Origin of the sequence: Synechococcus sp. MU1617 (assembly GCF_020514235.1) — a bacterium.
GTDB lineage: Bacteria > Cyanobacteriota > Cyanobacteriia > PCC-6307 > Cyanobiaceae > Parasynechococcus.
The window spans coordinates 554,802-575,989 of record NZ_VTLB01000002.1 but is presented as its reverse complement, the minus strand read 5'-3'; the positions used below and the strand labels follow the sequence as shown (position 1 = coordinate 575,989).

Genomic DNA, 21,188 nt, shown 5'->3' with positions numbered 1-21,188 from the left:
ATGGGGGTCGCGAGGATCGAACTCGCCTTAGGCGAATTATGAGTTCGCTGCATTCACCAGATTGCTAGACCCCCTCGAACAGAGTGTTACCACAGGGGAGTCACGTCGGGGAAGTGATCCGCTGTGGGCGCGTCCGGCACGGCTTCGATGGCTTCGGTGGCCGCCAGGCTGCCGTTGAACCCGCTCGAAATATCCAGAGTTCGCATCGGCAGCGGAGGACTCTGCTCCTCCAGCAGAGCTCCCGTCGTGTTCTGCAGTGCAGACCCATCCCAGATCAGCGTCTGGTCGGGGAAGCCGAAGCCCATGAACCGGTTCCCCTCGATGCCGCCAACCGCAATCCCCAGAACATCGGTCAATTGATGCAGGGGGTCCACGCCCCGGGCCATGGGCGAGGTCCAGGTGTAAAAGCGACGGTTGATCAGCTCAGTGGTGGTCTCCGTGGGATGGCACACCGTCACTTCGACGGGAGCGGAACCACTACCGGGCGGAGGAGCCTCAACGCTGGTGGTGCACACCAACGGACCTGCCAACACCGATGGACCAGCGAGCAGGAGCAGGCTCGAGCGAAAGAACGACCGCAGCAGCACCGGATGAAACAGCTCTACACGCAAACTAAGGACATCTGCGAAGCGCGGCCAGTCCCATGCCTGAATCGTCGAGTGTCCCGACTGAGCGGGAGCAACTGCTGAACCGTCTGGCCACCCTGGCCTACCGACGTGGAGACTTCACCCTTGCCTCAGGCCGCAAAAGCGAGCACTACGTGAACTGCAAACCCGTGAGCCTGAGCGGTTCCGGCCTGGCCCTGATCAGCAGGGCGATGCTCACCCACGTGGAACCGAATGCGGTGGCCGTGGCTGGTCTTACCCTCGGAGCAGACCCACTGGTCAGCGGTGTTGCCATGGCCGCCGCCGATCGAGGTCGGGAGCTTGATGCGCTGATCGTGCGCAAGGAAGCCAAAGGCCACGGCACCGGAGCCTGGCTGGAGGGTCCGCTACCAGCCCCCGGGGCCCTGATTACCGTGCTGGAAGACGTTGTCACCACAGGAGGTTCCTCTCTCAAGGCGGTCCGGCAGCTGCGCGACGCTGGTTACAAGGTGAACCGAGTCGTCACCATCGTCGACCGGGAGGAAGGGGGAGACGCCGCCATGACGGCTGAAAATCTTGAGTTGATCAGCCTTTACAAGCTGTCTGAGATCGCCGCCTTCACGCCGGCATGAGCAAGTTATTTTGGGACGCCCAGATCCCCTGGCTGCGGTTGAACGGCAGCGGAGCACGCCAGTTTCTTCAGGGGCAGACCAGTGCTGACCTCAACGCACTCAAATCCGGCGATCTGCTTCAGACCTGCTGGCTGACGGCAACGGGACGCTTGCGGGCTGTACTGGAACTTCGTTTCGATGCAGAGGGGGCCGATGTGATCGTTCTGGCGGGAGAGCCCTCTGCCGTTCACGCTGGATTCGATCAGGTGATCTTTCCAGCCGATCGGGTTCGCCTCCAACCCCTGGCCCAGTTGCGCCGACTGCAGTGGCTGGAGCCCAACGCTGCAGCCGTGTGGTGCGATCCGGAGGCGGCACTGCCAGAACCCTGGGCATCAGGAGAACCAGCCACCGCGAAGGCTTTGGAGCACTGGCGGCTCCAAAGCGGATTTCCCCCGGGGCCCGGTGAACTCAATGGCGAGACCAACCCCCTGGAACTGGGACTCGACGCTCAGATCAGCACGGAGAAAGGCTGCTACCTGGGTCAGGAGACCATGGCCAAACTCATTGGCCAGGCGGGGGTGAAACAACAGTTGCGCTGTTGGAGCTGCCCCAGTCCGCTGGCAGCCGCCACCAAACTCACGCTGGATGGCATGCGAGCCGGGGTGATTACCAGTGCTCTCGAATGCAACGGCACTTGGCTTGGGCTGGCCCTAGTGCGACGCCAGTGCCTGGCCAGTCCAACGCTGGAGGGACCTAACAGAGAACAACTCCAGATCCGCAAACCTTGGGCTTTTCAGGATCCCGACGCCTGATCTTGTTCAAGCAACCAAGCGGCAACGGCCCAGGTGGCCAGGCAGTCGTCACGGTTGTAATCGAAGATCCAGCGCAGGCCGTGACTGTTGCCGCGTCGACCAGGTCCCTCGCCCTGCCACTGCCGCCACCACAGCAGGGCGCGGGCGCCGTCCACACCTGCCTGACTCCAGTGAAACCCCCGCCAACCGGCCACGGCCTTGAGGCCATAACTGGCCAGGGGCAGGCGCCAGTGATGCCGCACCCGGGCATGCACATCCACCAACCGCTGACGAAGCTGCAGCACCTCGGCCTCAGCGGCACCCTGCCGCTCGGCCATACGCCTCAAGGCCAGGCTTTCTGTCTCCCCGTAATGAAGGATCGGCCAACCCCGATAGCGATTCAACAAACGTTGCAAACGGAGCCAGCATCTGGCTTCACCGTGCTCCGCCAAGGCCAGGATCGGGTGGTACGCCACTGTCTCCAGATCCCAGTCCCCGCTTTCGCTTCTGGGTAACACCAGGAAACCGTGAAGGAAATCGTGACGGGCGTCGGGATCTGATTCGATGTCGTAAAGCAGCACACCTGGGCAGTCCTGCAGTTCCGGAAGCACCGGTGCGGCGTCCAAACGGTCCACCCGTCCATCGCGCTGCGCCCGGGCCTGGGCCACCAGGGATGCGGCCACCTCACCGTGCTGATCTCCAAAGCGTTGCAGCCGCTCGGCGAGCTGCAACGGATCAGCCGCGGCCAGATCGGAGAGGCCGCGAATCCCAAGCTCCAGCAACATCTCGCGCCGCTTGGCCCCGATGCCGCTGACCTCACTCAAATGCCCTTCCTCATCCGCCACGGCATTGCAGGCCAGCCGCCAGCTGCAAAGTGAGCACTTGCGCCGGTCGGCGGCCAGAGGAGGCGGGTCTGGCCGCTGGAGATCAACACTCAGTTTCCGCAGCGCTTCGGACAACTGTCGGCGCAGGCCACTGGAGAGATTCAGCCGCTCCTGTTCCAAGCGCCGGCCGCCACCGCCGAGGACCAGCATGGACGGAACGTCACCCTGCTGCTCCTGCTCAAGCAGCAGAGCCATCAGCGCCAGAGGCAATTGATGTTCCCGGGTGGTGCGGCGGCCCTGACGAGCGAGCACGGGTTGATAGGCGAAGTCGCCCCAGCGGCTCTGGCCTTTGACCCGCCGCAGCAGTGGAGGATGCGCCTCCAAACGCTCACCGGATGAGCCAAACCCCTTCAGGCGCAGACCCACCACGGCCTCGGCACCGGCAGCACAGGCGGCGAGGCCATGGCCTGGCTTACGGGGCATCAAAGCCACAAAACTGCGCTGCTGGTCGTCCAGCAGCAGATTGCGATGGGCCGTCCAGCGCCGCTCGGCTGGATTCCCGTGGCGATCGAGCCAGGCCTTGCGACGGCAACGCAGCCAACTGCGCAGCAACCGGTCGGTGAGGGCGTTGTCGGCAGGCGGGGTGTCACCCATCCGCCGACCCTACGGCTGCCAGCTGCTAGATCCTCTGAAGTGCAGGCTGTGCCATGGCATCGGCTCCCCTCCCTCTGAGTCCAGCTCCGATCAAGTTCGGCACCGATGGCTGGCGCGGGATCACCGGCGTCGACATCACAGTTGAGCGGTTGTTGCCCGTTGCCGCTGCCGCGGCTCAGGAGCTTGCCCATCGCGCCCCCGAGGGTCTCAACAGCCGAACCGTGGTGATCGGTTACGACCGGCGCTTTCTGGCTCCCGAATTGGCGGAAGCCATCGCGGCCGCGGTGCGGGGCTGTGAACTCGAACCCCTGCTCACCGACACCGCTGTACCCACGCCGGCCTGCAGCTGGGCCGTGGTGGAGCGCAAAGCACTGGGAGCGTTGGTGATCACCGCCAGTCACAACCCGCCGGAATGGCTGGGGCTGAAAATCAAAGGGCCCTTTGGTGGATCGGTCGAAGGAGACTTCACGGCCGCTGTCGAACGACGCCTGGCCGCCGGCGGCATCACGGCACCGATCAAAGCGGAAGTCCCCCGGTTTGATGGGCGCGGCGAGCATCTCGAAGGGCTGCGCAGCAAGCTGGATCTGAGCGCCCTGGTGCATGGCCTCAAGGCCATCAACCTGAAGGTGATCGTCGATCCGATGCACGGATCAGCAGCCGGGTGTGTGACAGAGCTGCTCGGCCCTGCAGCTGCTGGCGTTGTGGAGGAAATCCGCAGCGAACGTGATCCCTTGTTTGGCGGTCATCCGCCGGAACCCCTGGCGCCCTACCTCGGGGAATTGATCACAGCGGTGAAAGCCTCAACCGCCGCCGGAACTCCTGCTGTGGGACTGGTGTTCGACGGCGATGGTGACCGCATCGCCGCCGTGGATGAAACCGGCCGGTTCTGCAGCACCCAGCTGCTGATGCCCCTGTTGATCGATCACCTGGCCCGGGCCCGCCAGCTGCCGGGCGCCGTTGTCAAAACCGTGAGCGGCTCCGATCTGATGCGGCTGGTGGCAGAGGCCCAGGGGCGCAAGGTTCTGGAGCTCGCGGTGGGCTTCAAATACATCGCGGCAGAGATGCTGGCCGGGGATGTGCTGATCGGCGGCGAAGAATCCGGTGGTGTCGGCTTCGGCATGCACCTGCCCGAGCGGGATGCCCTGTTCGCGGCGATGCTTGTGCTGGAAGCCCTGGTGGAAGGAGAGCAACCCCTTGGCGCGCGGCTGGATGCACTCCAGCAACAGCACGGAGGCAGCAGTCACTACGACCGACTCGACCTGCGCTTGGCCGACATGGAGGCGCGCCGACGGCTCGAGACGCTGCTGGACCAGAGCACGCCCTCGACCGTCGCCGGAGCCGAGGTGCTGGAGGTGATCAGCACCGACGGGATCAAACTGAGGATGGGACCGAACCACTGGTTAATGCTGCGCTTTTCCGGCACAGAACCGCTGCTGCGGCTCTACTGCGAAGGGCCTGATGCCGATCGAGTGAACAAGGTGCTCGCCTGGGCCAGACAGTTCGCGGAGGCCGCATGAAGACACTGGTGATCGCCAGCGGTAACGCCGGAAAGATTCGAGAATTCGAGGGCTTGCTGCAGGCCCTGCCCGTCACGGTGCGACCCCAGCCTGAAGGTTTGGAGGTCGATGAGACAGGCACCACCTTTGCCGCCAATGCCCGGCTCAAGGCTCAAGCGATTGCGGCCGCAACAGGGGAATGGTCTCTGGCCGATGATTCAGGCCTCAGCGTGGATGCTCTCAATGGCGCTCCGGGGGTTCATTCCGCCCGCTACGCCCCCACGGATCCAGAACGGATTGCCAGGCTGCTGAAAGCCCTGGACGGTTCAGACCAACGCCAGGCCTATTTCTGCGCCGCGCTCTGTGTCGCCGCTCCGGACGGCGCCATCCTGCTGGAGGTGGAAGGCCGTTGCGACGGCTTGATCACAGCCGCACCCCGGGGAGATCAGGGTTTCGGCTACGACCCGATCTTCGAAGTCGCTGGAACCGGCCGCACCTTCGCCGAGATGCATTTGGCGGAGAAAAAGCAGCACGGCCACCGCGGCAAGGCCTTCAGCCTCCTGGAACCCAAGCTGCGCCAGTTGCTCGGTGCATCCTGAAGAAGAACCACGGATACAAAGGCTCCTGGAGCATGGTCTGTACGGTGAAGCCTGCCGCTGACGAGGTCCATGGCCATCGCCATGACCACGGGTTACAGCGCGCAGACCGAGGGCGCTCTTCTCTGCATCGAAGCCGCCTCGGACTGGGCCTTGACTTGTGTGAATCAACTGGCTGTCGCAGACAGCCATGTCCTGATCGATTACGGAGCTGCCGACGGCGGAACTGCTGTAGGGCTCTGGAATCAGGTGCTGGATCGCCTGCATGCCAACCAGCCGAGTGCTCATCTGACGCTGATCGGTAACGACTTACCGAGCAACGACAACCTCGCTCTGGCAGAAAACCTGGCCCTGCAGATTCCCCGGGATCCGAAGCCAACAGTGCTGGTGAGTGCCCGCAGCTTCTACGAGCCCTCCGTGGCTCCGGACAGCGTGAGCTTCGGCTTCTCCGCAACAGCCATGCACTGGCTGAGCACCTCCCCCGGACCACTCGATAGCCACACCCACGTGCTGGCCTCCGGAGATGCCGATGCCCTTCAGCGTTTCACCGCCCAGGCGATGAAGGACTGGAACCACATCCTCGAACTGCGTAGTCGCGAGCTGAAGGTGGGCGGGCGACTGCTGACCGTGAACCTCTCACGCGATAACGAAGGACGCTATCTCGGTCATAACGGCGGCGAAACCCGCAATGTGCACGACCAATTGCACCAGATCTGGCGCGGCATGGCGGAAGAAGGTCTGATTAGCGCAGAGCAATACAAAAAAGGCACCGTTCTGAACTTCTACAAGTCCCCCGAGGAGTTCATGGCTCCGCTGAAGGACGCGAGCAGCGCCGCTTACTGCAACGGACTGCGCCTCGTGGACGAACGAACGGTCTATGTGAAGTGCCCGTACAGACGCCGCTGGAACGACAACGGTGACACAACCGCTTTCGCCGCCGGCCTAATGGCGACGATCCGCAGCTGGAGTCGCCACAGCTTTGCCAATGCTGCCGGAGACGCGGCTGCAGACACGGTGTACGAGCGTCTGCAACAGCGCATCGCCGAAACCCCCAGCGAGTGGAGTCTCGACTACGTCGAACACCACCAGATGATGGAGAAGGTGGCCTGATGAGCAGCGACAAGAAAACAGCGCCGACCGTGTCGGTACTGGCGGAACACGTCTCCGACCACCTCTCGGTGTTTGTCGTAGCGGAAGACACCGACGCCAAGCGCCCCGCCAACGGGGGCCTGCGCTTGCTCAATTACCCGAGCGACGAAGCCTGCATCGCTGATGGACAGCGGCTGGCGGGGTTGATGACCCACAAGCACGATCTTTACGGCACCGGTTTCGCTGGAGGCAAGATCGTTGCCCGGGCAGCGGAGCCCGATGCGGTCAAGGATGAACTGATCAGCGTCACCGCCGAGCTGCTGGAGTCGCTTGATGGCGCCATGATCACCGGCTGCGATCTCAACACCAGCCTGGAGGACATGGAGCGTCTGACAGCGCTCACCCCCCATGTGCTGGCGGCAGTTGGCAGCCCCGTGGATGCCAGTGCTGCCACCGCCCACGGCACCCTTGGTGCCGTGGAGGCCGTTCTGGACAAGGACCTCAACGACGCCCATCCCGGCCGGGCCCTCGTGCATGGCTGCGGTGCCGTTGGTGGCACCGTTGCCCGCCATCTCGTCGAGCACGGTTGGACCGTGTTCACCGTGGATCTTGATCGCGAGAGAGCCAGTTTTCCCGGCGCGACGCCGCTGCCGGACAGCTGCGCCTGGTGGGAGTTAGATCTCGACCTGCTGCTGCCCTGTTCCATCTCCGGGTTGATCAATACCGAAATGGCGACGGCCTTGAAGACCCCCGCCGTGGTTCCTGCAGCCAATGCCCCCTTCCAGCAACCGCAGTTGGCAGACGACCTGCGTCGCCGCGGTGTGCGTGTGCTGCCGGACCCTCTGGTGAATGCTGGTGCCGTGATCGCCGATTCGATCGAGCGGTTCTCCCCCGATGCCTGGAAGGACGCAGGCGCCACGGACGTCTATGCCTTCGTGCGCGATGAGGTGCGCCGGCGGGCCAGTGACTATCTCAATCAGCGCGAACAGGGTTTGTCGGTGGGGGCCGCCCTTGAGGAGGTGGCAGCGACACCCTCCACCGAACCCATCGGCCTCAGCTTTGGAGAGAGCGAATGAGCACGCCCTCCTCACTGCCCAGCCGCGCAGCGGTCGTGATCGTCGGCGGCGGCATGGCGGGCCTGAGCTGCGCTGCATCCCTGGCCCGCCGCGGCGTGCGCGATGTGGTGCTGCTTGAAGCCAAGACTCTGGCCCACGCCAAGGCCAGCAGCTACGGCGAAACCCGGATGTTCCGGGAGATGTATTCCGACCCGGTGCTCTGCCGTCTGGCCCAGGAGGCCAATCGCCTTTGGCGGGAAGAGGAAACTCACGCCGGCGAGCAGCTGAGAGAGACCCACGGCCTGCTCTTCTACGGCGAAAGCTGGGATGAGGAAACGATCGAGGGATCGATCCCCGGGGCCCGCCGGGTCATGGACGATCAGGGAATCCCCTATGAGGCCCTCAATGCCGAACAGATCGCTGCCCGTTTCCCGCTGAAGCCAAAGACGGGTTTCACTGGCCTGTTCGAACCCACCGCCGGTGCCGTGCGCAGCGACAAAGTTGTCACCCACTGGATCAATACCGCCCGTAACGCCGGCCATCAGCTGATCGAGCACTGCCCAGTGGCCGGACTCGATCCCGATGGTGGAGGCGTCACCCTGCAGAGCGGCGAGCACATCGCCGCAAGCCAACTGGTGGTGGCCTGCGGGATCTGGAGCCAACTGTTGCTGGCCCCCCTCGGCTTGGCACCGAAACTGGAGGTGTGGCCGATGCTTTGGGCCCACTACACCGTCAACCCAGCACTCGCTGATCGCTACCCCCAGTGGTTCTGCTTCCAGCAAGAACGAGGCGACGATGGTGGCCTGTACTACGGCTTCCCCGTGTTGAGCCAAACGGCGGATGGCCGACCCCGGATCAAGGCCGGTATCGACTGGGCCCCAAAAGAACTGCGGGTCGCCGCACCCAACGCCATGGCCACCGAGCCACCAGCCCGACTGGTGGAGCTGCTCGACACCTTCCTGTTCAACGAATTGGAGGGAGTTCAGGAGCGAGTCGAGACCGTGATCAGCCCGTACTCCATGGCCAGCGATGTGAACTTCGTGCTGGATCGGCTCACCCCAAAGCTGAGTCTGTTTGCAGGGGGATCCGGCCAGGCCTTCAAGTTCGCTCCCCTGATTGGTGATTCTCTGGCACGCCTCGCCAGTGGTGAACAACCTGCAGTGGATCTCTCCTGCTGGAGCCACCAACGCGACGCCGTCCGAGCCTGACCTTTCACCCCTCATCCGATGTCTGACAACCCCGCAAACCAGCGTTCCTGGTGGCAACAGCCCCCTCTTTGGGTCGGCGCCATCCCCCTGCTGATTTTTCTGTTGGTCTCGGCCGTCGACCTGGCTCTGGCAAAGCACTTCACCGAAGCCGGCAAAGCCGTGATCAGTGATGCCCTCGGCGGGGTCTGGCAGTGGATGGTGATGCTGCTGTTTCTGATCGCACTGATCCTTGCCATCAGCCCCATCGGCAAACTCCGGCTTGGGGGAGCGGACGCCAAGCCGAGCTTCAAATTCTTCGATTGGTGCGCGGTGCTGATCTGCACCCTGCTGGCGGGAGGTGGTGTGTTCTGGTCCGCTGCCGAACCGCTGTATCACTTCCAAACACCATCACCGGTGTTTGAAGGGATCGAGCCCAGCACAGCCGCAGCGGTGGATCCCGCCCTGGCGGTGAGTTTTCTGCACTGGGGTTTCCTGGCCTGGGCTCTTGTAGCCACCACCACCACGATCACCTTCTCGATCCTCGAACGACGCGGTGAACCCCTTCGTCCCCGCACCCTCCTGGTGAACATCGTGCCGCGCTCCTGGGTGGATGGCCCGATCGGTCACCTGGCGGATGGTTTTTCCGTGGTGGCCGCGATCGCGGGCACCGTTGGCCCCTTGGGCTTCCTCTCGCTGCAGCTCAGCAATGCCGCAGGGCAACTGCCCTGGCTCACCGACAGTGCCGGCCTGCAATCCCTGGTGGTAGTGCTGCTGACGGCCGTCTTTGCAACATCCACCGTCAGCGGCATTCAAAAAGGCATCAAGTGGCTTTCGGAGCTCAATGTGTGGCTCACCCTGGCCATGGCGGCGGGCCTGCTGCTGTTGGGCCCAGGCCTCTGGCTGATTCAGCACTTCTTCAGCGGCTTCATCACCTACCTAATCCATCTGCCGCAGATGGCCCTCACACCCAATGCCGTGCCGTCGAACTGGGTGAATGGCTGGACGGTGTTCTACTGGGGCTGGTTCCTGGGCTACGCGCCCTTGATGGGGCTGTTCACCGCCGGCGTCAGCCGAGGTCGCAGCATCCGTGAACTGGTGCTGGCAGTAGCCATCCTTTGTCCGATCGTGACCAACCTTTGGTTCACCCTGCTGGGAGGCACCGGATTGCATCTGGAGTTGGCCGGAGGCGGCATCAGCGAAGCACTCGCCCAAAACGGAGCCGCCGCTGCACTGCTGACCATCCTCAGCCAGCTGCCCCTGGCCGGCCTGCTGATTCCGATCGGCCTGCTGCTGGTGGTGCTGTTTATGTGCACCAGCGCCGACTCGATGAGTTACGCCGCGGCCATGGTGGTGAGCGGCCGCAACGAGCCCCCTGCGCTACTTCGCCTGTTCTGGGCCTTGATGATCGGCAGTCTCACCTTGGTGCTGCTGCGCATCGGCACGGGCCTGGGGGACAGCACTTCCATCGACGCACTTCAAGCCTTCATCGTGATTACCGCGGTGCCGGTCACCCCGCTGGTGCTGGCCACCCTCTGGAGTGCGCCAAGGCTGGCCTGGAAAGAATGGCGGCGGGGCACGGTCACTCCGCAGTGATCCCGATGCCAATCAACGCAGGCAGTAATCCAATTTGAGGGTGAGGCTCTGACTTGGCTTGGGAGCCTCCGCAGGCTTGAAGCTTGCCTCCCCCATGCGTGCAGCCATCGCCATGGGCCGATAGGTCGATCCACGCTGGTCAATTAGCAACAACTCCACCTTGCGCAGGCCGAGAGACCCTGCTGTGGCCTGGGCGCGACGTCGCCCCGTGTCCAGAGCTTGCTTCAGCAACTGATCCGCCAATGAGGCACTGCTTTCGCTCGACGCCAAGGACGTCATTCCCTGCAGTCGAACACCCGGCAAGCGACCGGCGGCCTGGATCAACGCGTCGTAATTGTCCCGGCTCACCTCGCCCGTGATGTTGGTGCTCGCCCGCTCCAGCCGTGGTCCCGAAGTGCCTCCCCCAATGGAGTAGCTGCGGGGTGCAGGGATCGTGAGCCGGCCCATCGCCAGGGGCTGAATGACCTGACGCGCCCCTGCCAACCGGGCGTTAAGGGCGCTCATCGCAGCGTCCTTACTGGCATGTTCAGCGTCGAGCCCGAGCGAAAAGCGAAAGCGATCGCTACGGCTCGTTCCACGCTCATTCACCTGGATCTGAAGCAGGGTGCCATTGCAAACGCGCTCCGCAGCCCTCATGGGGGATGGCGCAAAGACACTGAGGCCGAAGAGGACGGGCGCGGCGACCTTGACAGCGCCCCAGAGTCGATTCGTCATGCCGAGCCTTCCGTGGGATCTCCATGCTGGCGAGCCTGGAGCCACAAACCCTGCTCAACCATGACCGGCCTGTGTCAAGCCGTGACTGGCCCGAGAGCAAAAGGGTGAAACAGTCGTGCTCAGACGGTTGCGTCGTAGAGGGAGAAGAAACGCCGCCGCAGCCGCCAGGGGAAACCCAACTCCCGCAGCACACGAACCATGAGAGATCGCATCTCCTTGCGTTCCGCCTCGGTTTGAGGACCCGCATACACCCGTTGCGCGGCAGGCCGAACCGGGAAAAGACTGTTCCAACTCACACCCCAGTGCTCCTGGGCAAACGCTTCGTTGGAGCTGGCGTAAAAGGCTGAAACCCGATCTTGAAGCGGTTGATCGAAGCCATCAAATTTCTCGCCATCCCAACCGCGCTCGATGGCGAGATCACGGATGACCTTGCCCTTCCGCTTGAGCACTTCCGGGTCGAAACCCGTTTCCACCATCAAGCGACGGCAGAGGGCAGACATCCAGATTCCCCGGGCCCCGGGCTGGATGTTCTGCTTGGAGGAACGGCCCGCAAGCCAGCCCTGTTCACCCGCAGGAGTGTCCAGATCAAGGGCCTCAACAAGGGCCAGGAAGGGATCACTAATCGCAACCTGCTTGGACAAAGGAAGAAACAACGTCGCAATCGCTGGGAAGCGACTCAGCACGCGAAATTTGGATGGATAAGCAATATTCCATGAATCAGAATCGTGCATGATGTAATCACAATATTGCTCAAAATTGGGGGTTTCACGAAACCTTCGCACCCGGTGCGCGTAAACCGAATTCAACCAGGACTGCTGGTCACGGACGAAGTAACTGACGCCTAATTTGAAGCCTTGTCGTTCAACCAAATCCTGCAATTTTCCTAAGACAGTTCGACTAAGGATGCGGTCATCCAAAGAGGAGCTGCTGAGCAAAACCCTGTTCAGCGAAGAAGGCAGCGTGGCAAGTGCCTCCTCAACTGGTTCATAGTTTTTTTCTGCAATGGCATTGGCGAGACGGTTGTTATCGCCATCCATCAACACACCCTGAGCAGCCAGATGCTCCCTGTTTTGACGGAGCCGCTCGGTGACGTAACTGCTGGCTGCCTTGTGGGGACCAGCATGGATCCACAGCATCCGCTCGTCACGATTGATCTGCGGACGCGTGAATGACGTTGGCACCCGTGAGGCCTGCGAAAGGCCTCAACGTATCAGCGTTGGGGTGCCCAGCTCCCGTGCAATCCATGGGGAACAGCCAACGGCAGCTCCAGCACCGCCACCTCAGTCAGATCACGGGCATCGAGGATCACCAAGTCGGATGCGGAGCGGGCCCCGTTCCACACCAGGTCCAGCACCCAGCCGTCGTCTTCGGCTTCAGCACCGGGACGACGCACCATCAACGGCTCACTCACAAAGCCCCTGGGCGCCGCACTCCAGGTGTGGGTCGCCCCGGAGTGCAGATCAAGTTTCTGGATGGCCTGCAACGGATCGTTGCCCGTCTCCCGCTCAGCCACCGCCATCCAGGCGAAGCAGGCGCTGCGGCCCTGACGCTCGGGGTTGACCATGGCGAACTCACAGGTGCGCTCGCTGATCCGCTCGGTCTGCACCGATTCACGACTGAGATCGAGGCGGCAACGGTGCAGGATCCCCTCCGGAACCGTGTCGAAATTCACCTCAGCGAAATCCTCATCGGGGCCGATGGACGGGAAATCGTCGTAGACGATGCTCTCCACCACAACGTGATCACCGTCCTCGAAAGCGTTGAGGTGATGGAAGACGAAGCCGTCGGGGGCTTCGAGGATGCGGGGCTTCTGGCCAGCGAAACGACCGGAGTCGCGGGGGATCAACCAGAAGCGCCCCTTGCCACCGGGTTGGGATGCCAGGCACTGGGCCGCGCCCTTTTCGCCGGTCACAAACGGCAGGGGATTGAAGGCGATGGCGTTCTGGAGGAACACCGCCCAGTTGGGGGTGATGGCGAAATCGTGGAGGAAGGCGAAACCGGGGAAGCTGTCGGAACGGTCGTGCAGCAACGTGCCGGCCTCAGGGCCATCGGTGGCGAACTCCATCAGGCGGATGGTGCTGCGGGGCCCGGTCTTGACCCCGAAGGTGACCATGCAGGGTCGGCCGTTGTGGCCGGGGTCGAAGCGGGGGTGAGCACTGAAGGCCTCGCCCTTTTTCAACACTCCATCGAGGCGTGAAAGGCCGCGGGTCTCCAGGCTGCGCGGATCGAGCGCATGGGGTTCCGCCGCCTCCCAGAGGGCCAACAGCTGATCGCCCAGACGCACCACGTTGGTGTTGGCGATGTTCTTCAAGCGCAGGTCAAAGGCGTTGGCCAGCCGACCACCGGGCTTCTGGCTGCCGAAAACCCCGCGGTAGAGCACCTTGCCGGCCTTCTCCTCCGCCAGCCAACCCTCAGTGCGTACAAAACGGTTGCTGAGGGAGACGCTGCCGTTCTCAAACCGCATCGCCGCGATCATGCCGTCGCCATCGAAGGGGTGGTGCACCCGATGCCCATCCCGCTCAAGTCGTCCAGGTCCATTGCGATAGAACGTGCCCTGAAGCTCCATCGGCACCGTTCCACGCACCGGAGTCAGCGCTTCGTCAGTCAGTTCCTCCTCAACATTGACAAAGGAACTGGCCCAGTCGCTGCGGTCGTAGCTGCGGGCGGGGGCAACGGTCACGGGCGAACGATCAACGTCCGCCCATCTTCTCGGAACGGACTGTGAAGCGCGCGGCCGACCTCAGCTGGCGCCGGCCTGCTCCAACACACCTTTGCTGCTGGGGATCGCGCCGGCACGGCGGGGATCCACCTCCGTGGCCATGCGCAGGGCCCTGGCAAAAGCCTTGAAGCAGGCTTCAACGATGTGATGGGAATTGACGCCGTCCAGCTGACGGATGTGCAGTGTCAGCCCGCTGTTGTTGACCACCGCCACGAAGAACTCCTTCACCAGCTCGGTGTCGTACGTGCCGATCTTTTGGCGGGGAATCTCAAGGCTGTAGCTGAGGTGGGGGCGACCGGAACAATCCAAGGCCACCTGAACCAGGGCCTCGTCCAGCGGTGCCACGAAGTGACCGAAGCGGTGGATGCCGCGCCGGTCCCCCAGGGCCTGGGCCAGGGCCTGCCCCACGGCAATGCCCACATCCTCATTGGTGTGGTGATCATCGATGTGGGTGTCTCCCACCGCCTTGATCTCCAGGTCGATCAGGCCGTGGCTACTGATCTGATGAAGCATGTGGTCGAGAAACGGCACACCGGTGCTGGCCTGGCACTGGCCGGAGCCGTCCAGATCCAGACGCACCTTCACATCGGTTTCACCAGTGACCCGATGGATGTCTCCCTGGCGTGCCATCACTCGACCTTCAGTTCCCTCATCGTGCCTCACATTCCCGTGACGCAGTAGCCCGCATCCACATAAATGGTCTGGCCGGAGATTCCGCTGGCCAGGTCACTGAGCAGGAAGGCAGCGGTGCCACCCACCTCCATCTGGGTGACGGTGCGGCGCAAGGGAGCCTTTTCCTCAACGTTATGGATCATCTCGAGGATGCCGCCGATGGCTGAGCTGGCCAGGGTGCGGATCGGGCCAGCGCTGATGGCGTTGACGCGCACTTGCTTGTCGGGACCCAGCTCTGCCGCGAGGTAGCGAACGGACGCCTCCAGAGCCGCCTTGGCGACACCCATCACGTTGTAGTTAGGGATCGCCCGCTCAGCACCGAGGTACGAGAGCGTGATCACGCCAGCCTTCTCGCTGAACAGCGGCTTGGCATGGGCACAGAGGGGAGCCAGGGAATAGGCGCTGATGTCGAGGGAACGGGCGAAGCCTTCAGCGGTGGTGGCGCTGTAGTCACCGATCAGCTCTTCCTTGCCTGCAAAGGCCAGGCAGTGCACCAAACCATCAAGAACGCCCCACTTCTCCTTGATCTCGCCGAAGACCTCAGCCATCTGGTCGGCATCCTGCACATTCAGAGGCAGGAAGAGGCTGGGCTCGAGGGGCGCGGTGAGTTCACGCACCTTGGCCTCAAAGCGGCCCTTGTCGTCGGGCAGGTAGGTGATGCCGAGTTCAGCACCGGCCGCCTTGAGCTGCTGAGCAATGCCCCAGGCGATCGAACGGTTGTTGGCGATGCCGGTGACGAGAATCTTCTTGCCGGTGAGATCAAGCAGCATCAGGACAGACCGGAACGGGTTGAATTCGCGCGATTCTCCCCCATCCCCCGCCAAGATCACCGCTCCTTTGCTGCCAAAGGCCGGTGTCCAGCGCTGCGTCACCCCCGATCAACGGCGACCTGCCACGGCAATTCGCCTCACGCGATGCGCTGAATACCCTGTTGGCGCAGGAGTTCCCAGGGGCGGAGGGGGAGCTCAGCCCGATCCGTGGTGGGCGTGAGGCAGCCGAAGAGAAGCTGCGGCGCATTGACGCAAGGCGCTACGCCAAAAGCCGAAACCACCTCAAGGGCGCAGTTACCGGGCTGTCGCCCTACATCCGGCACGGCGTGCTGAGCCTCGCGGAGGTACGCGATGCCGTCTTTGCACGGATCCGCAACCGCGATGAAGGCGGAAAGCTGATCAACGAACTCGGTTGGCGCGACTTCTGGCAACGGATGTGGCTCGACCTGGGTGACGGGATTAACAACGATCAGGAACCGTTCAAGACGGGCCATGACGCTGGTGCCTATTCCCAGGAGCTGCCGGCCGATGTGCGCGACGGGAGCACGGGGCTGGCCTGCATGGATGGCTTCCGCGATCAACTGGTGAGCACCGGCTGGCTGCACAACCACGCCCGCATGTGGATGGCCTCCTGGCTCGTGCATTGGCGACGGGTGCACTGGAAAGCCGGTGCCGACTGGTTCCTGGAGCACCTGCTGGATGGCGATCCGGCCAGCAACCATCTGAGCTGGCAATGGGTGGCCAGCACCTTCAGCCACAAGCCCTACTTCTTCAACCGCGGCAACCTGGAGCGCTACAGCGACGGGCATTACTGCGACGGCTGCCCCAGTGCCAACTCCTGCCCCTTCGAGGGCAGCTACGACCAACTGGAGAACCAGCTGTTCGCTCCGATGCCAGCCATCCGAGACAACGGCAACGACCGAAACCAGCAACGCAACCGCCAACGCCGGAACAGCGGGGGCGCCAGTGCCGCCCTGGACCGTCCCAAGCGATAAGCAGGAGATCCTCCATGACGTTTCAACGCCCCATCCTCTGGATTCACGAGGAGGCTCTTGGTCCTAACAACCCAGCACTGCAGGCCTGGCCTGATGCCCCAGCGGTGTTCGTGTTCGACACCCGCTGGATCCAAAACGCACGAATCAGCCGCAAACGGCTTGGTTTCCTCTACGAAAACGCCCTCGACCTTCCCCTCACCTTGCGCAAGGGGGATGTGGCCGCTGAGGTGCTGGCCTTTGCCCGTCGCCATCTGGCCGATGGTGTGATCAGCAGCAGCACGGTGGATCCACGCCTGGAGCGGATCGGCGAAGCCATCGATGCAGAACTGCCGCTTGAACTGCTGGAACCCGAACCGTTCGTGGAGCTTCCGCGGCCACCCCGGCTGGGGCGATTCAGCCGCTACTGGCGCGCAGCCGAAGCTGTGGTGTGGGAGGGCTACTCACCAGCCCGTTGATCCCTCAACAGCTGCCGGGCCCGCTTCAATTCCTCCACGGGATTGGTGAGCAGGTCTTCCTCTTCGAGTGAGGGCAGCTGCACAGGAACCACCTGATCGTCGCTCCGGGGCGGCTCAGTCCACTGCCAGCGGTCCTCAGGGGCGCGTGCCTGGCACAGAGCCTCCAGCTCCTTCTCCAACAGAGCTCGCACATCGCGCCGGGCCACGGCATCGAAAAACTCCTGACGGGTCGCCAGCCCGGAACTGAACGGAGTGGCTCCATTGCCGTTGAACAAGCGGGCAGGATCCGGCAGCCATCGAGGACGACACACCCCCGGGAAGCTGGTGTCTGTCTCCAGATAGATGTGGAGCCCATAGCCATCGGGCTGGTTCACCACAGCCACCCCGTCATGTGGGGAATGGCGCTGCAGGGGGTACAACCGCCAGCTGGGTGGTTCCTTTGGAGCACCGCAGGCCCCCAGCAGCAGGGCAAATCCCCAAAGCAGACGCAGGCGCGGCATCCATCACCACCGGAGGTGGCCATCCTGAAGCAGATTCGCCGCATCTGCCTGCGCGTTATGGCCCTGACACCATCCACGATGCTGGCGCTCAGCACATGCCTTCCTAGTTTTGATCTTCCCCAGGTCACCGGCGGCCGGCTGAGCAGCGGTTCTCTGGACCAGCGACCCGTGCTGCTGATGGTGCTTTGCGCCCATTGCCCGTTTGTGAAACACGTGGAACCTGAGCTCACTCGGCTGGACAACGACTTCAGCAATGCGGTGCAGTTGGTCGGCGTCAGCAGCAACAGCCTGATCACCCACCCCCAGGACGGACCGGGACAACTGGCAGATCAAGCCCAGCGTCACGGCTGGAGCTTTCCCTACCTCCTGGATGAGCAGCAAATCCTGGCCCGAGCTCTCAAGGCCGCCTGCACGCCGGAGTTCTATCTGTTCTCACCCGACGGCAAAGGCGTACAAAGCCTGCGCTATCGCGGCCAGTTGGACGACAGCCGACCCGGCAATGATCAGCCCCTCGACGGCCGAGACCTGCGGGCCGCCCTCGATGCCGTGCTGACGGGAACTCCTGTCAGCACAGACCAGACGGCCTCGGTGGGATGCAATGTGAAGTGGAACCCCGGACAAGAACCGGAGTGGTTCGGCGGAGCCACTTAAGCTTTCCTTTATGCAGGTACCTCCCTTCAGCCTCGGCCAGCAGATCAACGATCTCGGTGTGGACCTCGAAGAGGCAGTTCTTGCGGTGTTGCGAAGCGGTCATTACATCGGCGGACCGCAGATCAAACAATTCGAAGAGGCCTTTGCCGTCAGCGTCGGCTGCGAGCATGCCGTGGGCTGCAACAGCGGCACCGACGCGTTGATCCTTGCCCTGCGTGGCCTTGGGATTGGTGCAGGTGATGAGGTGATCACCTGCTCGTTCAGTTTTTTCGCCACCGCTGAGGCCATCAGCGCCGTCGGCGCCACACCGGTGTTTGTGGATGTCGACCCCAGCACCTACCTGATCGATTTCGAACAAATCGAAACCGCGATCACCCCGGCCACCAAGGCCCTGATGCCGGTGCATCTATTTGGCCGTGCGGTGGACATGACTCGTCTGATGGCCATTGCCGAGCGCCATCAGCTGAAGGTGATCGAAGACTGCGCCCAGGCGACGGGAGCCCGTTGGCAGGGCCAGGCGGTGGGGAGCTTCGGAGATGCGGGCTGCTTCAGTTTCTTCCCCACCAAGAACCTTGGTGCGGCTGGAGACGGTGGTGCCGTCACCACCCGCGATGCCGAGCTAGCTCAGGCCATGCGCGAGCTTGCCGTGCATGGCATGCCCGAGCGCTACTTGCACACAAGCCTTGGATACAACAGCCGACTTGATGCAATTCAGGCAGCAGTTCTGAATGTGAAACTGCCGAAGCTGGAGAGCTGGATCAGCAACCGCAAAGCCATTGCCTCCCGTTACCGAGATGCCCTCGGGGATCTCCAAGGACTCACCCTGCCGTCCTCCAACGAAGGCCACAGCTGGAACCAGTTCGTCGTGCGCATCGGCAGCTGCCCCACCGGTCAACCGCTCTGCAACGCCAGCTGTAATCCCTCCACCACCAGTGCACGCCACGGGATCCCGGAGAGCTGCTGCCGCGACTGGCTCAAACAAACCCTGCAGGAGCGCGGTGTGAGCACGATCATCTATTACCCGATCCCGATTCACCGGCAACCGGCCTACACCCACCTCGGCTTAAAGCAGGGCTCCCTGCCGGTGACAGAACAACTCTGCAGCCAAGTTCTCAGCCTGCCGATCTTCCCTGAGCTAAAGGAAGACCAGCAACAAACGGTGATCGACACCCTGCGCCAACTGCTGGTGTCCAATACTCCAGCCCAGTTCCCCCGCAGCGAAGGGCGCGATCAGGACCGGATGGTGGCGTAAAGCGCCTTGAACTTGGCCTGCTGCCTCTTGTGATCCACCAGTGGTTCGGGGTAATCCCTCCGCTCGAGGGCACCGATCTCTCCGCTGAGCAAATCCTTGGTGTTCACATGGCGCAGCTCCGGCACCCACTGGCGGATGTAATCACCTGCTGAATCGAACTTGGAGGCTTGAGTAGCGGGGTTAAAGATTCGCAGAGGCTTGGGATCCATGCCGCTGCTGGCACTCCACTGCCAACCACCGTTGTTGGCAGCTAGGTCGCCATCCACCTCCAGTTCCATGAAGGCGCGCTCACCCCAGCGCCAGTCGCAGATCAGGTCTTTCACCAGATAAGAGGCCACGATCATGCGGCAGCGGTTGTGCATCCAGCCGGTCTGGTTGAGCTGGCGCATGGCGGCATCGATGATCGGCATGCCGGTCTGGCCTTCCTTCCAGAAGTCGAACCAGTCCTCATTGTTCTCCCAGGGGAAGCGGCGCCACTGCTCGCGGTAAGGGCCATCCGCCAGTTCCGGGAAGTGGAACAGAGCCTGCTGGTAAAACTCGCGCCAGCCCAGCTCCTGCTCCCACACGGCGATGGCCTGCAAATGCTCCTCACTACGGGCTTGCTCACGGGAGTCCTGGGCAGCACACCAAGCCTGGCGGGGGCTGAGCGTGCCGACGCTCAGGGCAGCACTGAGGTAAGAGGTGCCGGGAGTGCCGGGGAAATTGCGGTCAGGCTCATAGCCGAGCAACGGCCCATCGCAAAACGCAGTGAGTTGCGCCAGCGCCGCCGCCTCGCCAGGACGACAGGGGCAGATCTCGGCGCCCTTGAAACCATGGCTCCCCCGCAGCACCTCCAGAGGATCTCCGGCCGACACCTGAGCGAGATCGAGATCCACCAGAGCGGTGGGGGCAGCAACACTGCTGGGTTGCTTGGCCAACACCTGGCCTCGCCAGTTGCGCAAAAAAGGGCCATACACACGGTATGGGGCACCACCCCCGGTCTTGAGCAGCTCAGGAGCGATCAGCAGCTGATCCCAATCCACCACCACCTTGCGACCATCGGCCTGTAATTTTTTGGCCACCTGGCGATCCCGCTCACGGGCATAGGGCTCCACGTCGCGGTTCCAAACCACAGCATCAGCACCGATCTGCTCCGCCAGCTGCGGCAATACCACCACCGGGTCGCCATCCACGATCAACAGCCGACTACCGGCCTCGCGCCAGCGCTGCTGCAGTTCCACCAGGCTCTCGATCAGAAACCAAAGCCGGGCCGGCGCCATTGGTGGCAGATGGTCAGGCGGGTTGATCACCTGCGGGTCGAGGACGTACACCCCTGTCACCGCCGGACTGATGTCCGCAGCAGCCACCAAGCCGAGGTTGTCCGACATGCGCAGATCGCGGCGGTGCCAGAACAGAACGCGAGCGGTGGTCATCAGAGGCCGAGAAGCTGCTTGGCGCGGAACCAGGCCGTGACGCTCTTGCCATCGAGCCATTCATCACCGGAGGCAAGGGCGGCATCCAGGGCTGCCGGACTCATCCGCACCACCTCCAGGTCTTCATCGTCGTCACCAGCGGGTGGGTTCTCCAAAGGGGTGAGTTCCCGGGCCAGGAAGCAGTGGATCACCTCATCCGAATACCCGGGGCAAGGGAGCATCGGGCCCAGAACATCCCAGCGTGCAGCGCTGTAACCGGCTTCTTCCCCCAGCTCCCGCTGCATCGATTCCAATGGGTCTTCGCCCTCTTCAAGCGTGCCGGCGGGGAACTCGAGCAGTCGAGCCTGCACTGCGAAGCGGTACTGGCGCAACAGCACCACCTGGCCGTTATCCGTAATCGGCACCGCGAGGGAAGCGCCTGGGTGACGGATCATCCCGAAGGTGGCCTCCACCCCCATCGGCAACTTGATCCTGTTGCGCTCGAAACGAAGCTTGCGAGCATCCACCGCCTCAACGGTGTCGAGCAACTCAAAGGGCTCCGGGGCCGGCAGCGGCGCCATGGGATCAG

At 63.1% G+C, this 21,188-nt stretch carries 22 protein-coding genes and 1 tRNA gene; 12 read left to right on the top strand and 11 right to left on the bottom strand.

Annotated elements, in window-relative coordinates; all coding sequences use genetic code 11:
• Position 1 precedes the first annotated feature (1 nt).
• Together FZZ90_RS06755 and FZZ90_RS06750 are read right to left on the bottom strand one after the other, a co-directional pair.
• Positions 2–74 (bottom strand) — tRNA-Ile (locus FZZ90_RS06755).
• 12 nt (positions 75–86) lie between these two features.
• Positions 87–587 (bottom strand): hypothetical protein, encoded by a 501-nt coding sequence (locus tag FZZ90_RS06750; RefSeq protein ID WP_226424943.1) that lies wholly within the window; start codon positions 585–587, stop codon positions 87–89.
• A 56-nt stretch (positions 588–643) separates the two neighbouring features.
• On the opposite strand from FZZ90_RS06750, the gene pyrE reads away from it, so the two are divergent.
• A complete protein-coding gene (gene pyrE / locus FZZ90_RS06745; RefSeq protein ID WP_226424942.1) occupies positions 644–1,216 on the top strand; it encodes an orotate phosphoribosyltransferase in 573 nt (190 codons plus the stop codon).
• On the top strand, positions 1,213–2,007 hold the full coding sequence (locus FZZ90_RS06740) for a glycine cleavage T-protein (RefSeq protein ID WP_226424941.1): 795 nt from the start codon (positions 1,213–1,215) through the stop codon (positions 2,005–2,007). The genes pyrE and FZZ90_RS06740 overlap by 4 nt, the downstream gene beginning before the upstream one ends.
• Here the strand turns inward: FZZ90_RS06740 and FZZ90_RS06735 are convergent.
• On the bottom strand, positions 1,989–3,464 hold the full coding sequence (locus FZZ90_RS06735) for a TM0106 family RecB-like putative nuclease (RefSeq protein WP_226424940.1): 1,476 nt from the start codon (positions 3,462–3,464) through the stop codon (positions 1,989–1,991). The two genes, FZZ90_RS06740 and FZZ90_RS06735, sit on opposite strands and share 19 nt — an antisense overlap.
• Before the next feature lie 53 nt (positions 3,465–3,517).
• Between FZZ90_RS06735 and FZZ90_RS06730 the strand changes: the two genes are divergently transcribed.
• From FZZ90_RS06730 to FZZ90_RS06705, 6 genes are all read left to right on the top strand, one after another.
• Positions 3,518–4,981, top strand: coding sequence for a phosphoglucomutase/phosphomannomutase family protein (locus tag FZZ90_RS06730; protein WP_226424939.1), 1,464 nt, complete (start codon positions 3,518–3,520; stop codon positions 4,979–4,981).
• Complete coding sequence (gene rdgB / locus FZZ90_RS06725) at positions 4,978–5,559, top strand: RdgB/HAM1 family non-canonical purine NTP pyrophosphatase (RefSeq protein ID WP_226424938.1); 582 nt, start codon at positions 4,978–4,980, stop codon at positions 5,557–5,559. The genes FZZ90_RS06730 and rdgB overlap by 4 nt, the downstream gene beginning before the upstream one ends.
• Before the next feature lie 69 nt (positions 5,560–5,628).
• Positions 5,629–6,666 carry a class I SAM-dependent methyltransferase gene (locus FZZ90_RS06720; protein WP_226424937.1) on the top strand — a complete coding sequence of 346 codons (1,038 nt, stop codon included), beginning with the start codon at positions 5,629–5,631 and terminating at the stop codon, positions 6,664–6,666.
• Positions 6,666–7,721, top strand: coding sequence for a Glu/Leu/Phe/Val dehydrogenase dimerization domain-containing protein (locus FZZ90_RS06715; RefSeq protein ID WP_226424936.1), 1,056 nt, complete (start codon positions 6,666–6,668; stop codon positions 7,719–7,721). Before FZZ90_RS06720 ends, FZZ90_RS06715 begins: the two co-directional genes overlap by 1 nt.
• Positions 7,718–8,908 carry an FAD-dependent oxidoreductase gene (locus FZZ90_RS06710; protein ID WP_226424935.1) on the top strand — a complete coding sequence of 397 codons (1,191 nt, stop codon included), beginning with the start codon at positions 7,718–7,720 and terminating at the stop codon, positions 8,906–8,908. The genes FZZ90_RS06715 and FZZ90_RS06710 overlap by 4 nt, the downstream gene beginning before the upstream one ends.
• An 18-nt stretch (positions 8,909–8,926) precedes the next feature.
• Positions 8,927–10,480, top strand: coding sequence for a BCCT family transporter (locus FZZ90_RS06705; protein WP_226424934.1), 1,554 nt, complete (start codon positions 8,927–8,929; stop codon positions 10,478–10,480).
• A gap of 12 nt (positions 10,481–10,492) precedes the next feature.
• Here the strand turns inward: FZZ90_RS06705 and FZZ90_RS06700 are convergent, their stop codons facing one another.
• The 5 genes from FZZ90_RS06700 to fabI all read right to left on the bottom strand — a co-directional run bounded on the left by FZZ90_RS06700 (position 10,493) and on the right by fabI (position 15,355).
• Positions 10,493–11,194, bottom strand: coding sequence for an SIMPL domain-containing protein (locus tag FZZ90_RS06700; RefSeq protein WP_226424933.1), 702 nt, complete (start codon positions 11,192–11,194; stop codon positions 10,493–10,495).
• Between the two features lie 119 nt (positions 11,195–11,313).
• Complete coding sequence (locus tag FZZ90_RS06695; protein ID WP_226424932.1) at positions 11,314–11,877, bottom strand: hypothetical protein; 564 nt, start codon at positions 11,875–11,877, stop codon at positions 11,314–11,316.
• A gap of 527 nt (positions 11,878–12,404) precedes the next feature.
• Positions 12,405–13,874 (bottom strand): carotenoid oxygenase family protein, encoded by a 1,470-nt coding sequence (locus FZZ90_RS06690; RefSeq protein WP_226424931.1) that lies wholly within the window; start codon positions 13,872–13,874, stop codon positions 12,405–12,407.
• A gap of 60 nt (positions 13,875–13,934) precedes the next feature.
• Positions 13,935–14,543: an imidazoleglycerol-phosphate dehydratase HisB gene (gene hisB / locus FZZ90_RS06685; RefSeq protein WP_226424930.1), complete on the bottom strand. Its 609-nt coding sequence runs from the start codon at positions 14,541–14,543 to the stop codon at positions 13,935–13,937.
• Positions 14,544–14,572: 29 nt separating this feature from the next.
• The gene (gene fabI, locus FZZ90_RS06680) at positions 14,573–15,355 is read right to left on the bottom strand and encodes an enoyl-ACP reductase FabI (RefSeq protein WP_226425042.1); all 783 of its coding nucleotides are present in this window, start codon (positions 15,353–15,355) and stop codon (positions 14,573–14,575) included.
• Between the two features lie 83 nt (positions 15,356–15,438).
• On the opposite strand from fabI, the gene FZZ90_RS06675 reads away from it, so the two are divergent.
• Positions 15,439–16,350, top strand: a complete 912-nt coding sequence (locus FZZ90_RS06675) for an FAD-binding domain-containing protein (RefSeq protein ID WP_226424929.1) — start codon at positions 15,439–15,441, stop codon at positions 16,348–16,350.
• A 14-nt stretch (positions 16,351–16,364) separates the two neighbouring features.
• On the top strand, positions 16,365–16,805 hold the full coding sequence (locus FZZ90_RS06670) for a hypothetical protein (RefSeq protein WP_226424928.1): 441 nt from the start codon (positions 16,365–16,367) through the stop codon (positions 16,803–16,805).
• On the opposite strand, the gene FZZ90_RS06665 is transcribed toward FZZ90_RS06670, so the two are convergent.
• Positions 16,787–17,305: a hypothetical protein gene (locus FZZ90_RS06665; protein WP_186514519.1), complete on the bottom strand. Its 519-nt coding sequence runs from the start codon at positions 17,303–17,305 to the stop codon at positions 16,787–16,789. The two genes, FZZ90_RS06670 and FZZ90_RS06665, sit on opposite strands and share 19 nt — an antisense overlap.
• Before the next feature lie 57 nt (positions 17,306–17,362).
• Here FZZ90_RS06665 and FZZ90_RS06660 point away from each other — a divergent pair, with 57 nt between their 5' ends.
• Entirely contained in the window at positions 17,363–17,956 is a 594-nt protein-coding gene (locus tag FZZ90_RS06660; protein ID WP_226425041.1) for a thioredoxin family protein, read from the top strand.
• A 10-nt stretch (positions 17,957–17,966) separates the two neighbouring features.
• Positions 17,967–19,208, top strand: a complete 1,242-nt coding sequence (locus FZZ90_RS06655) for a DegT/DnrJ/EryC1/StrS aminotransferase family protein (protein WP_226424927.1) — start codon at positions 17,967–17,969, stop codon at positions 19,206–19,208.
• On the opposite strand, the gene FZZ90_RS06650 is transcribed toward FZZ90_RS06655, so the two are convergent.
• Together FZZ90_RS06650 and FZZ90_RS06645 are read right to left on the bottom strand one after the other, a co-directional pair.
• Entirely contained in the window at positions 19,187–20,620 is a 1,434-nt protein-coding gene (locus tag FZZ90_RS06650) for an FAD-binding domain-containing protein (protein ID WP_226424926.1), read from the bottom strand. The two genes, FZZ90_RS06655 and FZZ90_RS06650, sit on opposite strands and share 22 nt — an antisense overlap.
• Positions 20,620–21,180 (bottom strand): NUDIX hydrolase, encoded by a 561-nt coding sequence (locus FZZ90_RS06645; RefSeq protein WP_226424925.1) that lies wholly within the window; start codon positions 21,178–21,180, stop codon positions 20,620–20,622. Before FZZ90_RS06645 ends, FZZ90_RS06650 begins: the two co-directional genes overlap by 1 nt.
• Between the last annotated feature and the right edge of the window lie 8 nt (positions 21,181–21,188).

What these genes read in the sequence shown, in the direction of transcription:
- pyrE (WP_226424942.1), top strand. Translation starts at nt 644, where the DNA reads ATGCCTGAATCGTCGAGTGTCCCGACTGAGCGGGAGCAACTGCTGAAC.
- FZZ90_RS06740 (WP_226424941.1), top strand. Translation starts at nt 1,213, where the DNA reads ATGAGCAAGTTATTTTGGGACGCCCAGATCCCCTGGCTGCGGTTGAAC.
- FZZ90_RS06735 (WP_226424940.1), bottom strand. Translation starts at nt 3,464, where the DNA reads ATGGGTGACACCCCGCCTGCCGACAACGCCCTCACCGACCGGTTGCTG.
- FZZ90_RS06730 (WP_226424939.1), top strand. Translation starts at nt 3,518, where the DNA reads ATGGCATCGGCTCCCCTCCCTCTGAGTCCAGCTCCGATCAAGTTCGGC.
- rdgB (WP_226424938.1), top strand. Translation starts at nt 4,978, where the DNA reads ATGAAGACACTGGTGATCGCCAGCGGTAACGCCGGAAAGATTCGAGAA.
- FZZ90_RS06720 (WP_226424937.1), top strand. Translation starts at nt 5,629, where the DNA reads ATGGCCATCGCCATGACCACGGGTTACAGCGCGCAGACCGAGGGCGCT.
- FZZ90_RS06715 (WP_226424936.1), top strand. Translation starts at nt 6,666, where the DNA reads ATGAGCAGCGACAAGAAAACAGCGCCGACCGTGTCGGTACTGGCGGAA.
- FZZ90_RS06710 (WP_226424935.1), top strand. Translation starts at nt 7,718, where the DNA reads ATGAGCACGCCCTCCTCACTGCCCAGCCGCGCAGCGGTCGTGATCGTC.
- FZZ90_RS06705 (WP_226424934.1), top strand. Translation starts at nt 8,927, where the DNA reads ATGTCTGACAACCCCGCAAACCAGCGTTCCTGGTGGCAACAGCCCCCT.
- FZZ90_RS06700 (WP_226424933.1), bottom strand. Translation starts at nt 11,194, where the DNA reads ATGACGAATCGACTCTGGGGCGCTGTCAAGGTCGCCGCGCCCGTCCTC.
- hisB (WP_226424930.1), bottom strand. Translation starts at nt 14,543, where the DNA reads ATGGCACGCCAGGGAGACATCCATCGGGTCACTGGTGAAACCGATGTG.
- fabI (WP_226425042.1), bottom strand. Translation starts at nt 15,355, where the DNA reads ATGCTGCTTGATCTCACCGGCAAGAAGATTCTCGTCACCGGCATCGCC.
- FZZ90_RS06670 (WP_226424928.1), top strand. Translation starts at nt 16,365, where the DNA reads ATGACGTTTCAACGCCCCATCCTCTGGATTCACGAGGAGGCTCTTGGT.
- FZZ90_RS06665 (WP_186514519.1), bottom strand. Translation starts at nt 17,305, where the DNA reads ATGCCGCGCCTGCGTCTGCTTTGGGGATTTGCCCTGCTGCTGGGGGCC.
- FZZ90_RS06660 (WP_226425041.1), top strand. Translation starts at nt 17,363, where the DNA reads ATGGCCCTGACACCATCCACGATGCTGGCGCTCAGCACATGCCTTCCT.
- FZZ90_RS06655 (WP_226424927.1), top strand. Translation starts at nt 17,967, where the DNA reads ATGCAGGTACCTCCCTTCAGCCTCGGCCAGCAGATCAACGATCTCGGT.
- FZZ90_RS06650 (WP_226424926.1), bottom strand. Translation starts at nt 20,620, where the DNA reads ATGACCACCGCTCGCGTTCTGTTCTGGCACCGCCGCGATCTGCGCATG.
- FZZ90_RS06645 (WP_226424925.1), bottom strand. Translation starts at nt 21,180, where the DNA reads ATGGCGCCGCTGCCGGCCCCGGAGCCCTTTGAGTTGCTCGACACCGTT.